Source organism: Nostoc sp. PA-18-2419, assembly GCF_005869855.1.
GTDB lineage: Bacteria > Cyanobacteriota > Cyanobacteriia > Cyanobacteriales > Nostocaceae > Nostoc.
On record NZ_SZNH01000044.1, the window covers coordinates 1 to 19,787 of the forward strand.

12 protein-coding genes and 1 pseudogene are annotated in these 19,787 nt (G+C 39.1%); 7 read left to right on the plus strand and 6 right to left on the minus strand.

Annotated features, from left to right (window positions below):
• From FCR06_RS28025 to FCR06_RS28040, 4 genes and pseudogenes are all read left to right on the plus strand, one after another.
• Window positions 1–200: pseudogene (locus tag FCR06_RS28025) on the plus strand (transposase); the annotation flags it as partial.
• 161 nt (window positions 201–361) lie between these two features.
• On the plus strand, window positions 362–1,258 hold the full coding sequence (locus FCR06_RS28030) for an alpha/beta hydrolase (RefSeq protein WP_189523609.1): 897 nt from the start codon (window positions 362–364) through the stop codon (window positions 1,256–1,258).
• Between the two features lie 341 nt (window positions 1,259–1,599).
• Window positions 1,600–1,800: a hypothetical protein gene (locus FCR06_RS28035; RefSeq protein WP_138505618.1), complete on the plus strand. Its 201-nt coding sequence runs from the start codon at window positions 1,600–1,602 to the stop codon at window positions 1,798–1,800.
• Between the two features lie 131 nt (window positions 1,801–1,931).
• Window positions 1,932–2,558, plus strand: coding sequence for a PadR family transcriptional regulator (locus FCR06_RS28040; protein ID WP_138505620.1), 627 nt, complete (start codon window positions 1,932–1,934; stop codon window positions 2,556–2,558).
• A 48-nt stretch (window positions 2,559–2,606) separates the two neighbouring features.
• Here FCR06_RS28040 and FCR06_RS28045 read toward each other — a convergent pair whose 3' ends face one another.
• Window positions 2,607–3,293, minus strand: a complete 687-nt coding sequence (locus FCR06_RS28045; RefSeq protein ID WP_138505622.1) for an HAD family hydrolase — start codon at window positions 3,291–3,293, stop codon at window positions 2,607–2,609.
• Between the two features lie 405 nt (window positions 3,294–3,698).
• Here FCR06_RS28045 and FCR06_RS28050 point away from each other — a divergent pair, with 405 nt between their 5' ends.
• Complete coding sequence (locus FCR06_RS28050) at window positions 3,699–4,469, plus strand: glucosamine-6-phosphate deaminase (protein WP_138505623.1); 771 nt, start codon at window positions 3,699–3,701, stop codon at window positions 4,467–4,469.
• Window positions 4,470–4,699: 230 nt separating this feature from the next.
• Here FCR06_RS28050 and FCR06_RS28055 read toward each other — a convergent pair whose 3' ends face one another.
• From FCR06_RS28055 to FCR06_RS28080, 5 genes are all read right to left on the minus strand, one after another.
• Entirely contained in the window at window positions 4,700–5,542 is an 843-nt protein-coding gene (locus FCR06_RS28055; protein WP_138505625.1) for a WGxxGxxG-CTERM domain-containing protein, read from the minus strand.
• A gap of 1,140 nt (window positions 5,543–6,682) precedes the next feature.
• Window positions 6,683–7,372, minus strand: a complete 690-nt coding sequence (locus tag FCR06_RS28065; protein ID WP_138505639.1) for a DevA family ABC transporter ATP-binding protein — start codon at window positions 7,370–7,372, stop codon at window positions 6,683–6,685.
• An 18-nt stretch (window positions 7,373–7,390) separates the two neighbouring features.
• On the minus strand, window positions 7,391–8,563 hold the full coding sequence (gene devC / locus FCR06_RS28070; RefSeq protein ID WP_138505641.1) for an ABC transporter permease DevC: 1,173 nt from the start codon (window positions 8,561–8,563) through the stop codon (window positions 7,391–7,393).
• A gap of 359 nt (window positions 8,564–8,922) precedes the next feature.
• Window positions 8,923–10,125, minus strand: coding sequence for an ABC exporter membrane fusion protein (locus FCR06_RS28075; RefSeq protein ID WP_138505643.1), 1,203 nt, complete (start codon window positions 10,123–10,125; stop codon window positions 8,923–8,925).
• 264 nt (window positions 10,126–10,389) lie between these two features.
• On the minus strand, window positions 10,390–10,713 hold the full coding sequence (locus FCR06_RS28080; protein WP_138505645.1) for a hypothetical protein: 324 nt from the start codon (window positions 10,711–10,713) through the stop codon (window positions 10,390–10,392).
• A gap of 920 nt (window positions 10,714–11,633) precedes the next feature.
• On the opposite strand from FCR06_RS28080, the gene FCR06_RS28085 reads away from it, so the two are divergent.
• Complete coding sequence (locus tag FCR06_RS28085; protein WP_138505681.1) at window positions 11,634–11,900, plus strand: hypothetical protein; 267 nt, start codon at window positions 11,634–11,636, stop codon at window positions 11,898–11,900.
• Between the two features lie 737 nt (window positions 11,901–12,637).
• A complete protein-coding gene (locus FCR06_RS28090) occupies window positions 12,638–19,711 on the plus strand; it encodes a type I polyketide synthase (protein WP_138505647.1) in 7,074 nt (2,357 codons plus the stop codon).
• Window positions 19,712–19,787 lie beyond the last annotated feature (76 nt).

The window sequence follows — 19,787 nt, forward strand, 5'->3', positions numbered from 1 at the left end:
ATTGTGGGTGGGAGCGGCTGTAGTCATGGATAATCTACCAGTACATCAAGCCCTAGTAATTCGAGAAGCTATTGAAGCTGTTGGTGCGCGGCTTGTCTTTTTACCTCCCTATTCGCCTGATTTGTCTCCTATCGAATTGTGTTGGTCAAAACTCAAACAGTGTTTACGTACTGCAAAAGCCCGTACTTGTGAGCAACTTAACCAAGTATTAACACAGATTGTGACTGAGCATATTTCCTCCGATGATGCTTGCGGCTGGTTTGCTCATTGTGGTCTATTCATTTGAAAACTGCTGTAAAATGTTAAAGCAGCTTAAATAAGTAAGTATTTTGTTATAATCAATACTTTTTAAACCAAAAAGATGAAAATAAGTAAGCTGCAATTTGTAATACCAGTATTTTTTCGACTGTTACTCTGGGTTGGGATAGTTGCAGCGATCGCCTATCTTGGCATCTGTCTATTTCTCTTTATTAATCAACCTCGGTTCATTTTCTTTCCCTCTGTTGTTATTGAAAAGACACCAGAGTTTTTCAATCTTCCTTATGAAGAGGTTTGGTTACCTGTAGCTGTTAAAACAGGTAAGGTAGAACACATTCATGGTTGGTGGATAAAAGCCAAACAACCAAATACCAAGGTGTTGCTATACTTCCACGGTAACGGTATTAATATTGGCGTAAATATAGCTCATGCCAATCGGTTTCATCAATTAGGGTTTTCGGTGTTGCTAATTGATTATCGGGGTTATGGTCGCAGTGAAGGTTCTTTTCCCAATGAAAAGCGGGTTTATGAAGATGCAGTCACAGCATGGAATTACTTGGTGCAGCAACAAAAAATTCCACCCAGGCGAATTTTTATTTATGGGCATTCTTTGGGGGGTGCGATCGCTATCGATTTGGCAGTGAAACACCCACAAGCCGCTGGTTTAATCGTGGAAAGCTCTTTCACCTCCATCCGCGATTTAATCACTTATCGAAATATGTTTTGGATGTTTCCTGTGGATCTAATCTTGACACAGCGGTTTGAATCGATTAAAAAATTGCCAAACTTAAAAATACCCGTTTTATTCATTCATGGCGTTGTGGATTCAGCTGTACCCTCTTTCATGAGCCAAAAACTTTATGCTGCTGCTCCCGAACCAAAGAAACTATTGTTGGTTCCAGGAGCAAACCATAATGACACCGCAGTAGTTGCCGGTTCCCAATATTTGCAATCGGTAGATTCTTTTGTTCAGCAAGTGCTGACAAGTCATAAGCTATAACTTCTAACGTAATATTACGCGTTTGCTCGACCTCATCAAAACACTTACATAACATACGTTTTACCCTTTCCTGAAGTTTGAGGAGGGGCAGTTTTGGCTTTGGATAAAACCGGGGCGGGTGAGTCGAAGAGTGATGATATAGCACGAAGCAGAAGGCAGGAGGCAGAACTATTATTATCCCTAGCATTCATGCTTGTCATATGTCCTAAAGGGTGTGACTACGGCTATACGTGAGTAAATTCAAAATCATGTCTTGACAAGGATTTCACATTACAGCAGTTTTCATCTATTTAGACCACATACTCATCTTCCTCTGTGCGACTTTGTCTTGGAAAGTTCCGATGCCTGGGGCAAGCCCTACGGGTTCGGGGGATCACAATCGACGGGAACCGCCAAGACCGCGACCTCCTCACCGTAAAGCGTCTACGGATAGCGCAGCAAAAAGTCTGCGAGCGTCGGAAACCTCCGCTCAGACTTTCCGCTGCGCCTGGAGCGTGAAAAAAAATCCCTGGTTGATTTACCTGAAAATAGCTGTAAGTTGACGCCTATGTACAGATACGCTCCTACTGGCATCATCTGTTTCATTCAAAAATCTTTACAAAATTCTATCGCGATATATCGCGATATATTCCGATATATCGTATAGTAGAGAAAGTTGATTGGAAATTTACTTATGTTTAGACACTTTCGCTCGCGCTTTGGAGTACCTGCATGGGCAGGAGTTAGCGAAGATGATTTTTTGTTTGTCAAGTCTCGGTTTGAGCATCGCAGGCATCATGGTAGAGATCGTGGCAAACACTTTGGTGATGAAATGTCCGGTCGTGGTTGGGGAGATGAATTTCGGACTCGTAGGGGTGACATCAAGTTCATCTTGTTGGAATTGTTATCTGAGCATCCCAGTCATGGTTACGACCTAATTAAAGAGATGGAAACTCGCTATGGTGGTTTCCGTCGCCTCAGTCCTGGTTCAGTGTATCCAACACTCCAATTGCTGGAGGAGGGTGGTTATTTAACTAGTTCACAGGAAGGTGGTAAGCGGATTTACACAATTACAGATGAGGGTAGACAACTTTTAGCAGAACGTGCCCAGCAAGAAACTTCAGACTCTCCTTGGGATACCTTCAAAAGTTTCATCACTGGTAAGCCCCAAGAGTTTATTGAGTTGCGGAATGTTGCAACAGAATTAGCTGCCGTAGTGGTGCAGGTTGCTCGCAGTGGAAATATAGAGCGAATAAATCGAGTGCGTCAGCTACTAGAAGAAGTTAAACGGGAAATTTACGCGATTTTGGCTGAAAAATAAATAGAGACGCTAAAAGTGTCTCTATTCTTGAAATTCTCAGTTTTGTACTTAAAAATCAGAAGCGATCGCAGTTAAATCTGGCTCGATAATTGAATTTAGCAGTGTCCACAACTGCAAATCAGTAAAATCTGGTATTGCCATGAATGCGCCGACTTCCAGTAAAATTAGAGGATTGTGGGTAGACGCTATACCAATAGTGCGGATATCTGCGCCCACTGCCGCCCGAATTCCAGAGGGAGAGTCTTCTAGGGCGATCGCTTCCTCTGGTTGAATCCCCAACTGATTTAAAGCAACTTGGTAGGGTGTGGGGTCGGGTTTACCCGCTATACAATTTTCAGCTAAAACAATTGTATGGAAAGCTTCTTTTATACCTAAAACTTCTAGCATATATTCTGCATTTAATCTTGGAGCATTAGTTACTAACGCACGTTTTAATTGATGTATCTCTGTCCATGCTAGTAGTTCAGAAAATCCACTCATTGGTTGTAGATGAGAGGCAAGTTTGCGAAAAAGTGCCTCTTTTTCGTCTGCAAATTTTTCTTTTTCTGCTAGTGATAGTTGTGGCAAAATATCTTCAACAATTTTTGGATTTAGCCGCCCGCTAATTCGTGATTTATAAAATGTTTCATCGAGTTCTATGCTGAAATTTAACAGCATTTCTTCCCAAGCTCGGTAGTGTATTGGATCGCTATTGACAATAGTGCCGTCTAGGTCAAAAAGAATTGCAGCCAGCATAATTTTTTGGTACTATGTAAATAATTGTTAACTTTATTCACATAGTTTACATTGTTTTTTGTCCTTTAGTGATTGTTTTGTCAATAGAGGGGACTAGTATTGCAAAGCGAAAGTCAAAAGTCAAAAAGCTTGTGTTGTCGCCTTTTCCATGATTGTGAATGGTATCTGTATTTATGCTGTGCTGGACTATGAGTTGGGGACTGTAGAAAAATTCTCCTATTAAGGGCAGCATTTTAACCAAATCTTAAGAGTCGCAAATTAATCTGCTAAATTCTAAAATCTATCTTCTATAACTGGATAAGGCATTTAAGCTCATGCCATCCATAAAAGGGTATGCAATCTCACATTAATTATTAAGCGTCAACTGTCAACAGTCAATATTATTGATAACTTCTGTGTAAGCAAATGTTAGCCGCTACAAACTTTTTTCATATTGACGATTTATTGGTGCAGATTTACAACTCTGAAGTCGAAATGGCGCTCTCAGTTGCACAAATCACCCAAAGGTATTTACAGCAGGTTCTCAACGAACAGGATACAGCTGCTGTCTTATTAGCAACAGGTAACTCCCAACTGAAATTTCTTGATGCTTTGATTGCACTGGGTGGTATAGATTGGTCGCGGATTACTTTATTTCATCTAGATGAATATTTGGGAATTAGTGCCGATCATGCTGCTAGTTTCCGGCGTTATCTACGAGAACGTGTAGAGAAACGGATTGCTCCTTTGGAATTTCACTATATAGAAGGTGATACATTGCAACCAGTGACAGAATGCGATCGCTATACTAAATTATTGCAAGCCCAACCAATTGACTTGTGCTGTCTTGGTGTTGGTGAAAATGGACATTTGGCCTTTAATGACCCAACAGTAGCAAATTTTCAAGATCCTTACAGCGTGAAACTAGTTAAACTAGATAATGCCAACCGCCAGCAACAAGTAAACACAGGTCACTTTCCGAATATTGAAAGTGTGCCGCAATACGCTTTTACTGTTACGATTACAATGATTTGTTCCGCTAAAAAAATTATTTGTCTTGCTCCAGAAAGACGTAAGGCAAATGTGGTAAAAGAAATGTTGCAAGGAGCCATAACTACGGACTGTCCCGCTTCTATTCTCCGTCAACAACCCCAGGCTACGTTATTTTTAGATATAAATTCTGCTAGTCTGCTTTAAGTTATAAACTAATCTGCGTCCAAGTTACATATTCTCTAGTTAAGACTCATCAAGTCAGACTACACTATTGCAGGTTCTTCAAATCTTTTAACCTGACCAACAAAATACTTAGCCTAATTGGTCATTAATCGCTTGTAAATACAACTCGACTAATGACCAATGACAAACAGATAATTTGATAGCTTGTGACTTCCTGAGATCTAAACTTCAGAGACAACAAGCCGATTATCTTATTTTAAGCGAGAACCTGTTACTTCATTAGGATCGCTATAAGTTTTGACTTTATCCCGATTACGGACTAGACCTGCTAAACCAGCTAGACCAAACAAACCTAGCCAACCCCAATCGAAACCGCGATCGCTACTTTGTTGGTAAACCGTAACAGGTGTATTCCGGTTAGTACCTGTAGTGCCAGTGCCATCTGTGGTTGCACCAGTGCCACTACTATCAGTACTTGTAGTGCCACCACTACCTGTGCCATCTGTAGTCGTTCCAGTACCTGTACCTGTAGTACCAGTGCCCGTTCCAGTTGTGCCAGTACCGTCAGTACCTGTAACGCCACCACCACCTGTGCTATCTGTAGTCGTTCCAGTACCTGTACTGCCAGTGCCTGTTCCAGTTGTGCCGGTGCCAGTACCATTTGTGCCTATGCCGGTACCTGTTCCAGTTGTACCAGTGCCAGTACCAGTTCCATTTGTACCAGTGCCAGTACCAGTTCCATTTGTACCAGTGCCAGTACCTGTTCCAGTTGTACCAGTGCCAGTACTACTTGTGCCACTTGTGCCTGTTCCACCTATACCAGTGCCAGTGCCTGTTGTGCCACTTGTGCCTGTCCCACCTGTGCCAGTGCCAGTACTACTTGTGCCACTTGTGCCTATGCCGGTACCTGTTCCAGTTGTACCAGTGCCAGTACCACTTGTGCCACTTGTGCCTGTTCCAGAACTACTTCCTGAGCTACTGCCACTGCCGGAACTTCCTGATTGAGCAGAAACAGAAATAGGTAAGGATGCAGAAGCGAAAGTGATCGCAAATAGACTAGCCAAAACAGCTTGAGATAAATTAATGGGTCTCATGATAATGGTTCCTCGTATGTCTTAGATTGCAATGGTTTGTTGATTTTTAAAACTGCTATTGCCTAGTAATATTTGCTACTTTCATAGAGTAGATTTTGACAATACAGATTTAGGAATCTCTCGCCTAATCTTTAAATGCTAAAAAGCATTTGATTAGTCCTCTAAATTAAATTCAAAATAATTTTCTAAATATTTCCGCATCATTTTACAGAAAACTATAATTCTATTTGTCAGCATGTTTTTTTTAGAGGAAAATAAATCATACCTTTTTCCGAACTTAATTCCTTGTAGAATGGCATCAATATAATATATTTTTGTTCTGAGACCTCCGTACTTTTAATTTACACTAACTATCGTCTACTCGCCGAGTTGGCTATTAAATATAATACATGCTCCTATTATGCCAAACTTCTATCATTAAGAATAAAACCATTTATACCAAAAGAATTAAATTTTTAGTAAATTTGTTCTTTGGAGTTTGACAATTCTCCTATATCTCTTAAGTAGGTCAAAACTCAAAATCTAAGATCTATTTTTTTCGCGATTGCTTCGCAACACTTCTCTACCTTGGGCTGCGCCAACAAGACGCACTCGCGTTCGCGTCTACATTTCATTTTGCTCGTAATGATATTTCACATTTAACTAGTTGAACTATTTATCGCTTAAAACTAGATAAGCAAGCCTCAAGATAAACACAATCTTCACATTGAAGGTTTTGTCCGGGACTGGTACATCCACAAGGAGGATTTATATAACATTCAGAAACGTCTTTATGTATTGAAGACTTATTAAACACAAAGTGTAAAATTGCTTCTTGTAGACAAAAAATTAAATCTTTTACCATAAAATCTTGAAATGATTGTAGTTAAAATGATAAATTATGAGATTATTCTTATAAACGAGGAAAAATTAAATACAGTTTGAGATTGCCAACTGTTAGAAGTTTACTGTCATGACATTTATATTTTCTTTCACCTGAGTACTTATAACTTCATACTCCAGGGGTGTCTTATTTAAGACTCAAGGTATATTTTTATTATCGTTTAGATTGTAACCAAGGATATATGGTAATACACTTCAAATCCCGACTTCTTGAAGAAATCAGGAATATTGTTGTCTAATTCTCTTGAAATTAGTCTATTAGCAAACTTCTTTGACTAAATAACCATCTTCCATATGAATTATGCGATCGGCAATATCTAAAATTCTGTTATCGTGAGTAACCATTAAAATGGCACAATTCTGTTCTTTTGCTAGTTCTTGCATTAAGGTGACAACATCTCGCCCTGTTTTACTGTCTAAAGCCGCTGTCGGTTCATCAGCTAAAACTAATTTAGGATGACTTACTAAAGCACGCGCAATCGCTACCCGTTGTTTTTGTCCTCCTGAGAGATCGGATGGATAATAATTAACTCTATTTTCTAATTTAACGGCATTGAGCATAACTTCTGATTTACTTTTAGCTTCAGATTCGGAAATATTTTTGTGTAATTCAAGTGACATTTGAACATTTTGTCTAGCTGTTAAAAAATCTAACAGGTTATGAGCTTGGAAAATATAGCCAATATGACGACGTACTTTAACTAATTGCTGATTATTAGCTCCCAAAAGTTCATGTCCTAGAAATTTCAAACTTCCCTCTTGAATAGAGCGTAGTCCACCAATTAAAGTTAGTAAAGTTGTTTTTCCTGAGCCTGATGGCCCAGTCATAATTACAATTTCTCCAAATTTTATATGAAAATTAATATCAAATAAGATTTGGGTGCGAATTTTTTTTTCGCCAAAATAGTGGTTGAGGTTTGTAATGCTAACAATATATCTTGTGTTCATTTGTTTATAATATGTAATTTAGAAAATATCTGCCGGATCTACTTTTCTCAGTTTATTTGTAGATAAAAAAGCAGAGGTTAAGCACATTAGTGTAGCTGATATTAATACTAATATTGCTTTATCACTACTCATAATTACTGGTAATTTTGTGGCATTTTTAGAAATATCATAGAGACCTATAGATATAATAAAACCGGGGACATAACCTAACGAAGCTAAAATTAAAGCTTGTTTAAAAACTACACTTAATAAGTATTTGTTTTTGAATCCCATTGCTTTTAAGGTTGCATATTCAGTTAAATGATTTGAAATATTACTATAAAGAATTTGATAGACAACGATTACACCAACAACAAAACCCATTAATACCATCAAATTAAATACAAATCCAATAGGTGTTCTGAGAGACCAATAGCTTTTTTCAAGAGCAATAAAGTCTTTTTTAGTAATAAGTTTTACATCATTAGGTAAATTAATTGATAAATCTGCCAAAACTTTTTCAGGATTAGCATTAGGTTTGAGCTTAATTAACCCTATATCTATCTTTTGTACCGAACGATCTTGAAATATTCTCAAAAATGTTGAATAACTAACAATTAAATTTCCATCAACTCCAAAGGAAGGGCCTAGTTTAAATAAACCACCAATTTTAACTTTGTAACCAACAAATCCAGAATAACTGTATATTTCAACTTTTACGGTTTTTCCTTGCTCAAAATCTTTAGCGATCCCTCCAAACTCAGGTCGAGAATCGCGGTCAAATAAAATAATATTAGGAATTCTAATTCTATCGATATTTTCTTGGATATTTGCTAATTTAAAAACTGTTCTAACTGGGTCAAAGCCAAGTACATATACTGGATATTTTAAACCATTATTTGGATTTTTAAATTTGGCAAATTGTACATATAAAGGGCTAACTGATTCTATACTGGGAAAACTTAGTAATTGGTATAAAGACGAACGATCAAAGCTTTGATTGGATGTCAGAGATTTATATTGGGCACTGATTAAGAATAAGTCTCCTTCTAAATTCTTATGTAGCTGTGTAGCACTGTCATAGAGAGCATCTTGGAAACCAATTTGCATAAACATGAGAACTGCTACAAAAGCAATCCCAGCCAAAGCTACAAGAAAGCGAATTTTTTGTCGGGCTAATTGTAGCCAAGCAAGAGGTATATTGAGAATCATTTAGTAAACCTCAACAATCTAAATTAGTCAAAATTTATCGTGATTGGAAGTGCTGAGTTAGGAGTTATTATTCTCCCTCTACCCTTCTATTGCCTCATCTGCTCCACCCCCATTCCTAATCATAATAAGATAACTACTATAGCAGAGCGGAAATAAACCAACCATTTTAAATGTCTCAAATCCTTCCTTATGAATTAAAAATTACGCCTTGCAATACTAGCAATTTACGTTAATAATTTAAGAGTCGATAATCAAAATCAAACTGAAAATTGAAAAAAAATATACTATAATTTATTTTTTTGTAGAATATTAAGATTGAATATCAAGGTTTACTGAATTATCGATTCGGAATTGTTACATTAAATATAAATCATTACCTCTACTTGTAAGTCCGTAAAGCCAGCGACTTGGCGATTATCTGCTGGGTTATCAATACGAATTTTAACATCAACTATTTTATTGTCTGTATCTGCTTGAATAGTGTTATTAAAAATATTTTGTTTGCCAATTTGTAAACCAATATCTGTAACTTTTCCTCGTAATTTTCCGGGGAAAACATCGCTAGTAATAGTGGCTGACTGACCTAGACGCACTTTTTGAATATCAGTTTCATAAATTTCTGCAACAACATACATCTGTTGTGTACGACCTAAATCAGCTATTCCTGTAGTGCCGATAATTTCTCCCGGCCAACTATTAATTTTCATGATTTGACCAGTTATGGGCGATCGCACTGTACTTAAATCGAATTCTGCCTGAGCCTGTTTAACTGAGGCGATCGCGCTGTCAACATCAGCTTGTGCTGCTGCTATATCGGTGGGACGAACCTCGGCAATACTCTTGAGTCTGGCTTTGCCTTCGGTTAACTGCTTTTGCAGAGTTTCGATAGTCCGCTTGAGAGAAGCTTTAGCTTCATTGATCTGTTGATTAACAGTATCAACTCGCAAACGTTTAGTATCTGCGTCGGAAGCGGAAATTGCACCGTCTTTATATAACTGCTGATATCGCTGATTTTCGCTCTCAGCATTACGCCATTCTGCCTGTAAGCGAGCGATCGTTGCTTGTTGTGCAGAAGTTTCACCCTCCAACTCAGCTTTTAAGCGGGCAATGGTTGCTTGTTGTGCAGAGATATCTCCGGCTTTTGCTCCGGCTTTTACCTGGTTGAGACTAGCTTGAGCAACTAAGACTTGTTGTTGGGCTTTTTCTAGGGCTGCGAGACGGGAATAGTAAGTGTCAAGAATTGCAACTACTTGCCCTTGTCGCACCATGTCTCCTTTATTCACCAAGAGTTTTGTAACTCGAACACCCGCTTGGGAGTCAGGAGCTGACAGACGAATAACTTCTCCTTGAGGTTCTAAACGTCCCAAAGCAGAAACAGCAGTTATTCTCGGAGAACTATTTGGAGTAGCCACAGGCTCGACTTTAGAAGACAAGTGAAATTGTGAAAAGGTGTAAAGTGATGCACCGGTAGCTACAGCCATAGTAGTTGCCAACATGACTGACGACCAACTTACAGGTTTGATAAATGGTTTTATAAATGACTGTTTTTGTTTTGGTATCATAATTATCTTTTAAAGTTCCCGAATAAGGTAAAAGAATTCAGAATTCAGAATTTAGAATCCAGAATTCTTATTTTTTTACTTTTATGCGTGGTAAAAATTCAGAATCCAGAATCAGTGAATCTATCAGACTTAGATAGCCTAAGTTGATAATTTTTAGAAAACCAAGTAGTTGTACCACCCTTGATTTTCCAGCCATCTGACCTTTGACTTAACTCCTAAATTCTGAGTCCTGAATTCTGACTATGGATTTAGCTAGGGCTATTTTTATTTATTTAGCACTGCCTCTTTTTTACTTTTAATGATCGCTAAGTATTCATTGCGAGTTCCATCTATCCGATAGTGATCACAAATTTGGCAGAGTTTCAAGATATCCAATCTGCTGAATACTTTTTGATGCTCAATTCCATTGTCATTTCTCCACCGCCAGAAAGTTGTTCTGTCGATGCGGCGATTGCTTTCAGGCCATCTTCGTCGGGATAAAAAATCTACCAGTTCTTCTTCATAAAACGAGTAGCCTTTTGGTAACTTTAGGAGTTCTTCTCTTAACTCAGTTAGCGGTATGAGTGGATCTAGCTCAGATAGTCTCATGCCAGCAAGCCCTTATATTTTAATGACAGTTCAATTATGCAGAAAGCTTCGTACAACACGGGTCATTGCATAAATTGCATTGTAATACTGTACAGTTAGGAATCTATGGAACGAGCGAGTAATCAGAGCAATTTATATTTTAATTCTTCCTACTTCTATATCTTTCCACTTTCGTTAACAAACAGTATTGAATTTCACTATTTAATTACATAAGATAAACTGACTGATACTCAATTGCAATCCATATGCAACATTTTGCTTAATAAATTACTAACAAAATGTTGCATAAAATTAAGTAAAGTAGTTGTAAAGAACGATAAAAATTGAACATTTTTCTGTCTTCGCTCTTACTCAGCATTTTCAAATATGTATTTAGTTTGTGATGACTTTGTTGTTTATTAGGATTTGTCATTCTTTAGATATAGTTGCTAGTGGCTAATTTTACTTGGTGAATAAATCATTGTTTTTCTACAAAAGTTTAGTTAATAAATTAACTGATTGATTAAGACATAAAAAATTTTCAAATAAATCAACTTTTGGATAGATGTACAAGCTATACTACTTATAAAGTATTCTCAAAAATGAATATTGCAACTTGTTTTATTTCAGAATTCAGAGGTACGTAGCTTTTTTAAGTATCAGATTTTATTAGATACAGTTTAAGATTATGACAAATTTTGTTACTAAATACAGAAGATTCATAAAAATGAAAGCTTTTACTTGCTAATTTGTTATTGAACAGTAAAGAGCTTGATAACTGATAAATATTGACTGTTAAACTTAGATAAATGCAATTTTTATGCAATTTCGGTAATGTATTTTTGCGATATGAGATACTAATTGAAAAGAGTTTTAATAGTTATGTGAGTGAAAGCGATCGCCCCAAAAAGACCCTGAACAAAATGAAACTACAGCGATTCATGCTCTCATTGCCAAGCTTTGATAACCAGCGACTGATTTTTCATGCAGCTCGCCAAACCCTTCGCAAAGCTGAGATGGCACGCGTTGCAGTGCGTGAATGGCTCAATCAACATGATTGTGAGCTAGAAGAGTGGAAAAGTAAAACAGCTTCTGAGCTGGGAATTAGTATTAGTAGACTTGAGCAAAAGCTATTAGCATCTGCTCAACATCAGGCGATAACAGCTAAAGGAGATGATGATGTTAATTCAGAAGAAAATTCTGTATAAGTTCGGATGTTATTTATAATTAATTTACACATCTTGAATAGTAGATTTAAAACAAAACATACAGTTTTGTTAATTTAAAGTTACTTAAAACACTATGCTCTCCAAATATTTCATTTAGCAACGATTATCTGATTTCATCTAAGTTGCATATCAATTGTCATGCAGTAATCATCAGTCTAATATTAACTGTAAGCGACAATTTAATCCGAATCCTGACTCAGAGAATTTGACCTATATCTGATTAACGATTTATATAGCATCGTTGAGGGCAAGCTAATGTACTTAAATATTGCACTATTTTCGGTAACAATCCCTATTATTCTGAAGTTTGCCAGTCAAAATGTACAAGAACTCACAAAGGTTGCTCTACACTCAATTCAGTAATTGATACTTCGTATACTCTACCCGCATAAATGCTGGAACTCAAGGTAAATCAATGGTAAGCTAAAAACTCGCTTCTCAAACTACTTTGACAATTTCTAATCAATAAAGCGAGTAAACAAAATTTTGCCAGCAGTTTTAGCTTCTAATTACTTTTTACCTGAGAATAACTTTAGATGAATTATCTGTCATTTGTTAGTTAACAATGACTCATAACTAATAGACCTGTTGATAAATAATTTTTTATTTCCCGCACTGGCACCCTATGAGCGACTGCCGCGCAAAGAAGAAGGACTTTTACAAGAGGTCTAACGACCAATGAATAATGACTAATAACTAATAGTGAAGATAAAGTCATGGCTGCTTCTAGGATTGAAGCTGTTTTGGCACAGTTGCAAGAGGAAGTGAGCAATTGTGAACAAGCTGTACTCAAGCTTATACAGAGGAAAAAGGTTATGGTTGAGAATACACCACTAGATAACAAAATAAATACACAGCGCCAACAAATCAATATCGCCATTATTGGTATGGCTTCTATATTCCCGCAATCAAAAAATTTACAGGAATACTGGGAAAAAATTATTCATAAAGTTGATTGTATTACTGATGTTCCCCCTTCACGCTGGAACACAGAAGATTACTACGATCCTAATCCCAGAGCAGCTGATAAAACTTATTGTAAAAGAGGTGGATTTATCCCAGATGTGAATTTTAACCCAATGGAATTTGGGTTACCACCTAATATTTTAGAAGTTACAGACATTTCGCAATTGCTAGGTTTGCTTGTTGCTAAAGCAGCGATGGAAGATGCAGGTTACGGAGAATCTCGAGAGTTTAATCGCGATCGCATTGGTGTAATCTTAGGTGTAGCACTAGGAAGACAGTTGGGTGTGCCACTAACTGCGAGAATGCAGTATCCGATTTGGGAGAAAGCCCTCAAAAGCAGTGGTTTATCAGACGAGGATGCACAAAAAATCATCGAGAAAATCAAAAGTGCATACGTGCAGTGGGAGGAAAATGCCTTCCCGGGTATGCTAGCAAACGTTGTTTCTGGACGCATTGCTAACCGTCTAGATTTGGGGGGGACTAACTGTGTTGTAGATGCCGCCTGTGCTAGTTCTTTGGGTGCCTTAAAAATGGCGATTAGTGAGCTAGTTGAACATCGCGCCGACATGATGCTGACTGGCGGAGTTGACACCGATAACTCAATTTTGGCGTATATGTGTTTCAGCAAAACTCCTGCTGTTTCCCCAAGCCAAAATGTCAAACCTTTCGATGTAGAATCCGATGGCATGATGCTCGGTGAAGGCGTCGGCATGTTACTACTCAAGCGCCTTGAGGATGCCGAGCGAGATGGCGATCGCATCTATGCAACGATCAAAGGCATTGGTACTTCTAGCGATGGTCGTTATAAAAGTATCTATGCACCGCGTCCAGAAGGTCAAGTCAGAGCATTACGTCGTGCTTACGAAGATGCGGGATTTGCTCCTGCGAGTGTTGGTTTGATTGAAGCACACGGCACAGGTACTATGGCTGGAGATCCAGCCGAATTTACATCAATCAAAGAAGTTTTTGGGGAAAACAATCCCAAAAAACAATATATTGCTCTGGGAACTGTCAAATCACAAATTGGACATACAAAAGCGGCTGCGGGTGCGGCGAGTCTGATCAAAACAGCTTTAGCATTGCACCACAAAGTATTACCACCCACGATTAATATCACCAAACCCCATCCTAAATTAGATATTGAGAATTCTCCATTTTATTTAAATACCGAAACCAGACCTTGGATTAGCAGCGATGAGCAACCAAGACGCGCTGGGGTGAGTTCTTTTGGCTTTGGTGGCACAAATTATCACGTCGTTTTAGAAGAATACAAAACCCAACACAATCTCCCTTATCGTTTACATAAACCGGCTCAATCAGTGTTGCTATTTGCTTCTACACCTGAAGAATTGTTGTCCCGTTGTCAACAAATCAAACATCAATTGCAATCCGATACCGGAGAGCAGCATTATACAGAATTAATTTCCACCTCTCAATCTTTAGAAATTCCGCTCACAAATGCCAGACTTGGATTTGTTAGTGATTCTCTTACCCAGGCTTGCGATTTATTGCAAACAAGTATTGATTTGCTGAAAAACAAACTGCAAGCAGAATCTTGGGAACATCCCCAAGGAATTTACTACCGCAAAACTGGCATAGTTACAGAAGGGAAAGTAGTTGCCCTATTTTCTGGACAAGGCTCACAATATTTAGATATGGGTCGGGAACTGGCGATTAACTTCCCTTCCTTGGGGCAGACTTATACTCAAATTGATCGCCTTTTGGGTGAAGATGGTTTGCAGCCGGTTTCAGAGGTTGTTTTCCCCGAACCTGTGTTCGATTTAGATCGAAAGACTGCTCAGATGAAAGTGTTGCAGCAAACAGAATATGCACAGCCTGCAATTGGGGCTTTTAGTGCTGGTTTGTACAAGATATTGCAACAAGCTAGGTTTAAGCCGAATTTTGTTGCTGGACACAGCTTTGGAGAACTTACCGCTTTATGGGCTGCGGGGGTTTTGAGCGAGGAAGATTACTTTTTCCTGGTGAAAGCTAGAGGTCAAGCGATGGCTACACCAACAGATCCCCAGTTTGATGCTGGAGCTATGTTAGCAGTCAAAGGGGATGTGACTCAGGTTAGAGAACTAATTGCGAGTTTTCCCCAAATCAGCATTGCTAACTTGAATTCTCATCATCAAATAGTGTTAGCAGGAGCGAAAGCTGAAATTGCTAATGTGCATGAAGCTTTGAAAACTCAAGGATTCTCTACAGTTTTGTTGGGAGTTTCAGCAGCTTTCCACACTTCATTAGTAGCTCATGCACAGCAACCCTTTGCTAAAGCAATTGAGAAAGTTACTTTCAACGAACCACAAATTCCGGTTTACAGTAATGTGACCGGCAAACGTTACCCAAATCAAGCCCAAGTTATTCAAAAAGTCCTCAAAGAACACCTGATTTCTCAAGTATTGTTTCAACAAGAAATTGAAAATATTTATGCTCAAGGCGGTTACTGCTTTGTTGAATTTGGGCCGCGAAGCGTTCTCACCAACTTAGTCAAAGATATTCTAGGCGATCGCGCTCATTTAGCTGTAGCCTTAAATCCTAGTCATCTCAAAGATAGCGATCGCTCTTTGAGGGAAGCCGTTGTCCAGTTGCGCGTTGCTGGGTTACCTTTACAAAACTTAGACCCCTATCAAGTTGAGCAGAAAATTCCAGAAGTTTCTCCAAATAAGGTTTTGAATGTCCGCTTAAATAGCACTAACTATGTGTCAGAAAAAACCAAGCAGTCCTTTGAAAAAGCTATGCAAAATGGACATCAAGTCAAATTTACTGTTGATAACGGCGATAAATCACCAACACCAAACTCCTCTCTACCAACAGAAAAAGTAGCTGTTAATAATGGCAATAACTATAACTCAGTAACATACAACCCTCCCCTACCAACAGAGAAGGTAACTGCTAATGGTGGAGTGAAATCTGTACAAAATGGGCAATCAGACCAAGTTGATATCAAGTCTTTGCAAACTAACACAGAAATTCCTCTAAATTACTTAAGAGCTATAGAGAACTTAGAATACACCCTGATAGAATTCAATCGCCATCAACATGACATCTTGCAGGTTCACGAACAATCTTTAAACCATCAGACAGAATATACCAAAACCTTCTTCCAACTCATGGAACAACAACATGGGTTGTGGAAAAATAGTAAATTTAACGAGTCACCAATACCAACACAGCAACTAATAGTCTCCAGTTCAGAGCGTAGCATCATACGCTTTCACGACCATCAAGGTGAAAGCCTCCGTATCCATGAGCAATATCTGAACTATCAGCAAGAATACACTCACAACTTTTTCCAATTGCTTCAGCGACATTATCAACTGCCGCCTAGCAATACTACTCAACAAAGTCTAATCCCGCCAGTCAATTATCAACAAAGTCCTGCGGCTCCATCATTCCCAGAAAATAACCTGGTTGTGAATAATCCATCGGTTGTTGTGCCCAGCAACGGATTTACTAGCAAATTTGAGCCAGTTTTAACTAATGGAAACGGTACAAGTAATGGCACAAATCATCAAGCAATAGCAGTTTTGGATATTGCTCCACCACAGGAGAATCAAACTGCAACGCCAATATCTGCACCAGCAACTCTGGATATTACTTCACCAAACGAGAATCAGACTGCAACCGTAGCACCCGCAGCACCAGTAGTCATCGATGAAGCGACCCTGAGTCAAACTCTGCTTAACGTCGTTAGTGATAAAACAGGCTACCCAACCGAGATGTTAGAACTGACGATGGATATCGAAGCAGATTTGGGGATTGATTCCATCAAACGTGTGGAAATTTTAGGAGCATTATTAGAACTATATCCCGATTTGCCCAAGCCAAACCCCGAAGAAGTGGGACAGCTAAGGACTCTGGCTCAAATAGCTGAGTACATGGCAAAAATCGCATCAGAAATCTCAGCAAGCCTTGCACCCGCAATTGCAGCAGGGAGAGATGAGGGAGTAGGGGGAGTAGGAGTAGTATCCCCCTCATCTTCAGAATTGACTAACATTTTCCTCAAAGTCGTTAGCGAGCAAACAGGCTACTCAACGACAATGTTAGATCTGTCAATGGATATCGAGACAGATTTGGGAATTGATGGCGTCAAGCTAGTGGAAATTCAAGGAGCATTGTCAGAACTATACCCCGATTTCCCCAAGCTAAATCCAGAAGCATTATCTCAAGTGCATACCCTTGGACAACTTCTTGGATATATACAAGAAGGACTAAGGACTCAAGAAGATGAGGGAAATCGAGAGATGAGGAGATGGGGAGATGAGGAGAGAATTTCTCCCGACCACTCCACCACCCCACCACCCCACACTTCTAATACCCAACCCCGAATTTTTCGCACTCCCATCAGACTGAAATATCTTCCCCAACCTGATGTTTTAGATTTCACCTTACCGGATGAGCATATCGCTTTGCTTACCGATGATGGTTCTCAGACAACGGCGAAACTTGCCCAGACTTTGTACAAGCGTGGTTGGAAAATTGTTGTCTTAACTTTTCCCCAAAATGTGATTGCTCAACAATCGTCTTTACCTGAAGAGATTACGCGCGTGGTGCTTGCAGATATGAGCGAGGAGCATTTGCAAGAACAGTTGGCAGCGATCGCTATTAACTATGGTAAAGTCGCCGCGTTTATCCATCTCAATCCCTCAAGTCACGATGATAGCAGCAATGATGTCCGCTATCTCGAATCAGAAAAAGCTATTCTTCGCCATGTCTTTCTGATTGCCAAATATCTCAAAGAACCACTCAATCAAGCAGCGACTCAAGGGCGTAGTTGTTTTGTAACAGTAGCTCGTCTTGATGGCGAATTCGGACTAGGACGAAATACCAACTTCGGTGCAATTGGCGCTGGATTATTTGGACTGACCAAAACTTTGAACCAGGAATGGGAAAATGTATTTTGTCGAGCGATCGACCTTAGTCCCGATCTAGATCCTCATACATCAGCACAGCATATCCTCGGCGAACTTCACGACCCCAATCTACTAGTCGTTGAAGCGGGATATACCTTACAAGGACGAGCAACCCTAGTCTGCGAACAGCCAGAAGAAGCAGAACAGCACAGGAGCAGGGGAGCAGAGGAGAAGTTGTACCAGTCCTTCCCAATCCTCAATGCCCAATCGCAAGTTTTTCTCGTCAGCGGTGGTGGCAAAGGGATAACGGCTCAGTGCGCCGTCGAGCTAGCGCAGCGTTATCAATGCAAATTTATTCTTTTAGGTCGTTCCGCTCCCGACCGCGAACCTGTGTGGGCTGAAGGCTACTTGAGTGAAGCAGATTTGAAAAAGCGGATTATGGAGGATTTCCTTGCTAAAGGTGACAAGCCGACACCTGCAATGGTGCAGAAAAAGTTTAACGCTATTTCATCAAGTCGGGAAATTGCCGCAACCTTACTAGCTATCGAACAGGCAGGTGGACAAGCTGAATATTTGAGCGTTGATGTGACTGATAGATTCGCTGTTTCTGAACAAGTTGCTGGTGTGGTTGAGCGTTTTGGTGCGATAACAGGAATTATTCATGGGGCTGGTAACCTAGCTGATAAGCGGATTGAGAAAAAATCAGTTCAAGATTTTGAAACAGTATACGCTGCCAAAGTTAAAGGTTTAGAAAACCTATTACGGTGCGTATCCCCCGATCAATTGAATTATTTAGTCCTGTTTTCTTCTGTAGCTGGTTTCTATGGAAATGTCGGACAATCTGATTATGCGATCGCTAATGAAATTCTCAACAAATCAGCCCACCTTTTCAAACTCAAATATCCTCATTCTCATGTCGTAGCAATTAATTGGGGCCCTTGGGACAGTGGTATGGTTTCGCCAGAATTAAAGCAAGCTTTCGCTGAACGCAATATCGAAACCATTCCGATTGAAATTGGCACAAAACTGTTAGCTGACGAACTAACTAACGCCAATCAAGAAACTGTGCAAGTTTTAATTGGTAGTCCCTTAATATATGTCCCAGATAAATTACCAAGCGAGTTGAAGACTTTTCGTATCCATAGGTATTTAACATCATTAGCAAATCCCTTTTTACAAGACCACGTAATTGCTGGCTATCCAGTTTTACCAGCGACTTGTGGACTACTATGGATTGCTAATGCTTGCGAACAACTCTATCCTGGTTATAAAGCCTTTAGTTGTACAAACTATAAAGTTTTAAAGGGACTGATTTTTGATGAGAATTTGCCCAGCGAATATACTTTAGATTTGCAAGAGATTGCTAAAACTGGTATTTCGGAAATAGACTTTGATGCCAAAATCTGGAGTAAAACTTCCGAAGGTAAAATTCGTTATCATTTCAGTAGCCAAATGAAGCTAAAGCGGGAAATTTCTGATGCCCCAATACACGAGTTTATAAATTTAAGCCAGGATCGTAAAATCACTGCTACCGCTTCATCACTTTATCAAAACGGGGCAACTACTTTATTTCACGGGGCTATTTTTCAAGGCGTAAAATCCGTCTTAAATGCCAACCTGGACAAAATTACCATAGAATGCTATTTGCCGGAACCAAAAGAAAGACAACAAGGACAATTCCCAGTCCAAACATTTAATCCATACATAGCAGATGTACAGATTCATGCCTTTTGGATTTGGGCACAGCATTTTTATCAGGTAGCTTGTTTACCTTCAGAAATCACAACCTTTGAACAGTTTCTACCTGTACCATTTGATGAAACATTTTACGTTTCTTGTCAAATCAAATCTAAAACAGAATCGAGTTTAGTTGTTGACGTCATCGCCCATAATCACCAAGGACAAATATATACCCAGATGCTAGGAGCCAAAGGAACTATTTTGCCCAAGCAATTAGATGAAATTTAAATAGAATTAGTAACTTAAAAACGGCTGTTGCTGAATCTTTATCTTTTACATCTGTGCATAACCCTTTCCCCAATTC

Excerpts from the sequence above, each read along its gene's own strand:
- FCR06_RS28050 (WP_138505623.1), top strand. The coding sequence starts at position 3,699 with ATGTTAGCCGCTACAAACTTTTTTCATATTGACGATTTATTGGTGCAG.
- FCR06_RS28030 (WP_189523609.1), top strand. The coding sequence starts at position 362 with ATGAAAATAAGTAAGCTGCAATTTGTAATACCAGTATTTTTTCGACTG.
- FCR06_RS28080 (WP_138505645.1), bottom strand. The coding sequence starts at position 10,713 with ATGAGACTATCTGAGCTAGATCCACTCATACCGCTAACTGAGTTAAGA.
- FCR06_RS28055 (WP_138505625.1), bottom strand. The coding sequence starts at position 5,542 with ATGAGACCCATTAATTTATCTCAAGCTGTTTTGGCTAGTCTATTTGCG.
- FCR06_RS28035 (WP_138505618.1), top strand. The coding sequence starts at position 1,600 with ATGCCTGGGGCAAGCCCTACGGGTTCGGGGGATCACAATCGACGGGAA.
- devC (WP_138505641.1), bottom strand. The coding sequence starts at position 8,563 with ATGATTCTCAATATACCTCTTGCTTGGCTACAATTAGCCCGACAAAAA.
- FCR06_RS28085 (WP_138505681.1), top strand. The coding sequence starts at position 11,634 with ATGCTCTCATTGCCAAGCTTTGATAACCAGCGACTGATTTTTCATGCA.
- FCR06_RS28065 (WP_138505639.1), bottom strand. The coding sequence starts at position 7,372 with ATGAACACAAGATATATTGTTAGCATTACAAACCTCAACCACTATTTT.
- FCR06_RS28045 (WP_138505622.1), bottom strand. The coding sequence starts at position 3,293 with ATGCTGGCTGCAATTCTTTTTGACCTAGACGGCACTATTGTCAATAGC.
- FCR06_RS28040 (WP_138505620.1), top strand. The coding sequence starts at position 1,932 with ATGTTTAGACACTTTCGCTCGCGCTTTGGAGTACCTGCATGGGCAGGA.
- FCR06_RS28090 (WP_138505647.1), top strand. The coding sequence starts at position 12,638 with ATGGCTGCTTCTAGGATTGAAGCTGTTTTGGCACAGTTGCAAGAGGAA.
- FCR06_RS28075 (WP_138505643.1), bottom strand. The coding sequence starts at position 10,125 with ATGATACCAAAACAAAAACAGTCATTTATAAAACCATTTATCAAACCT.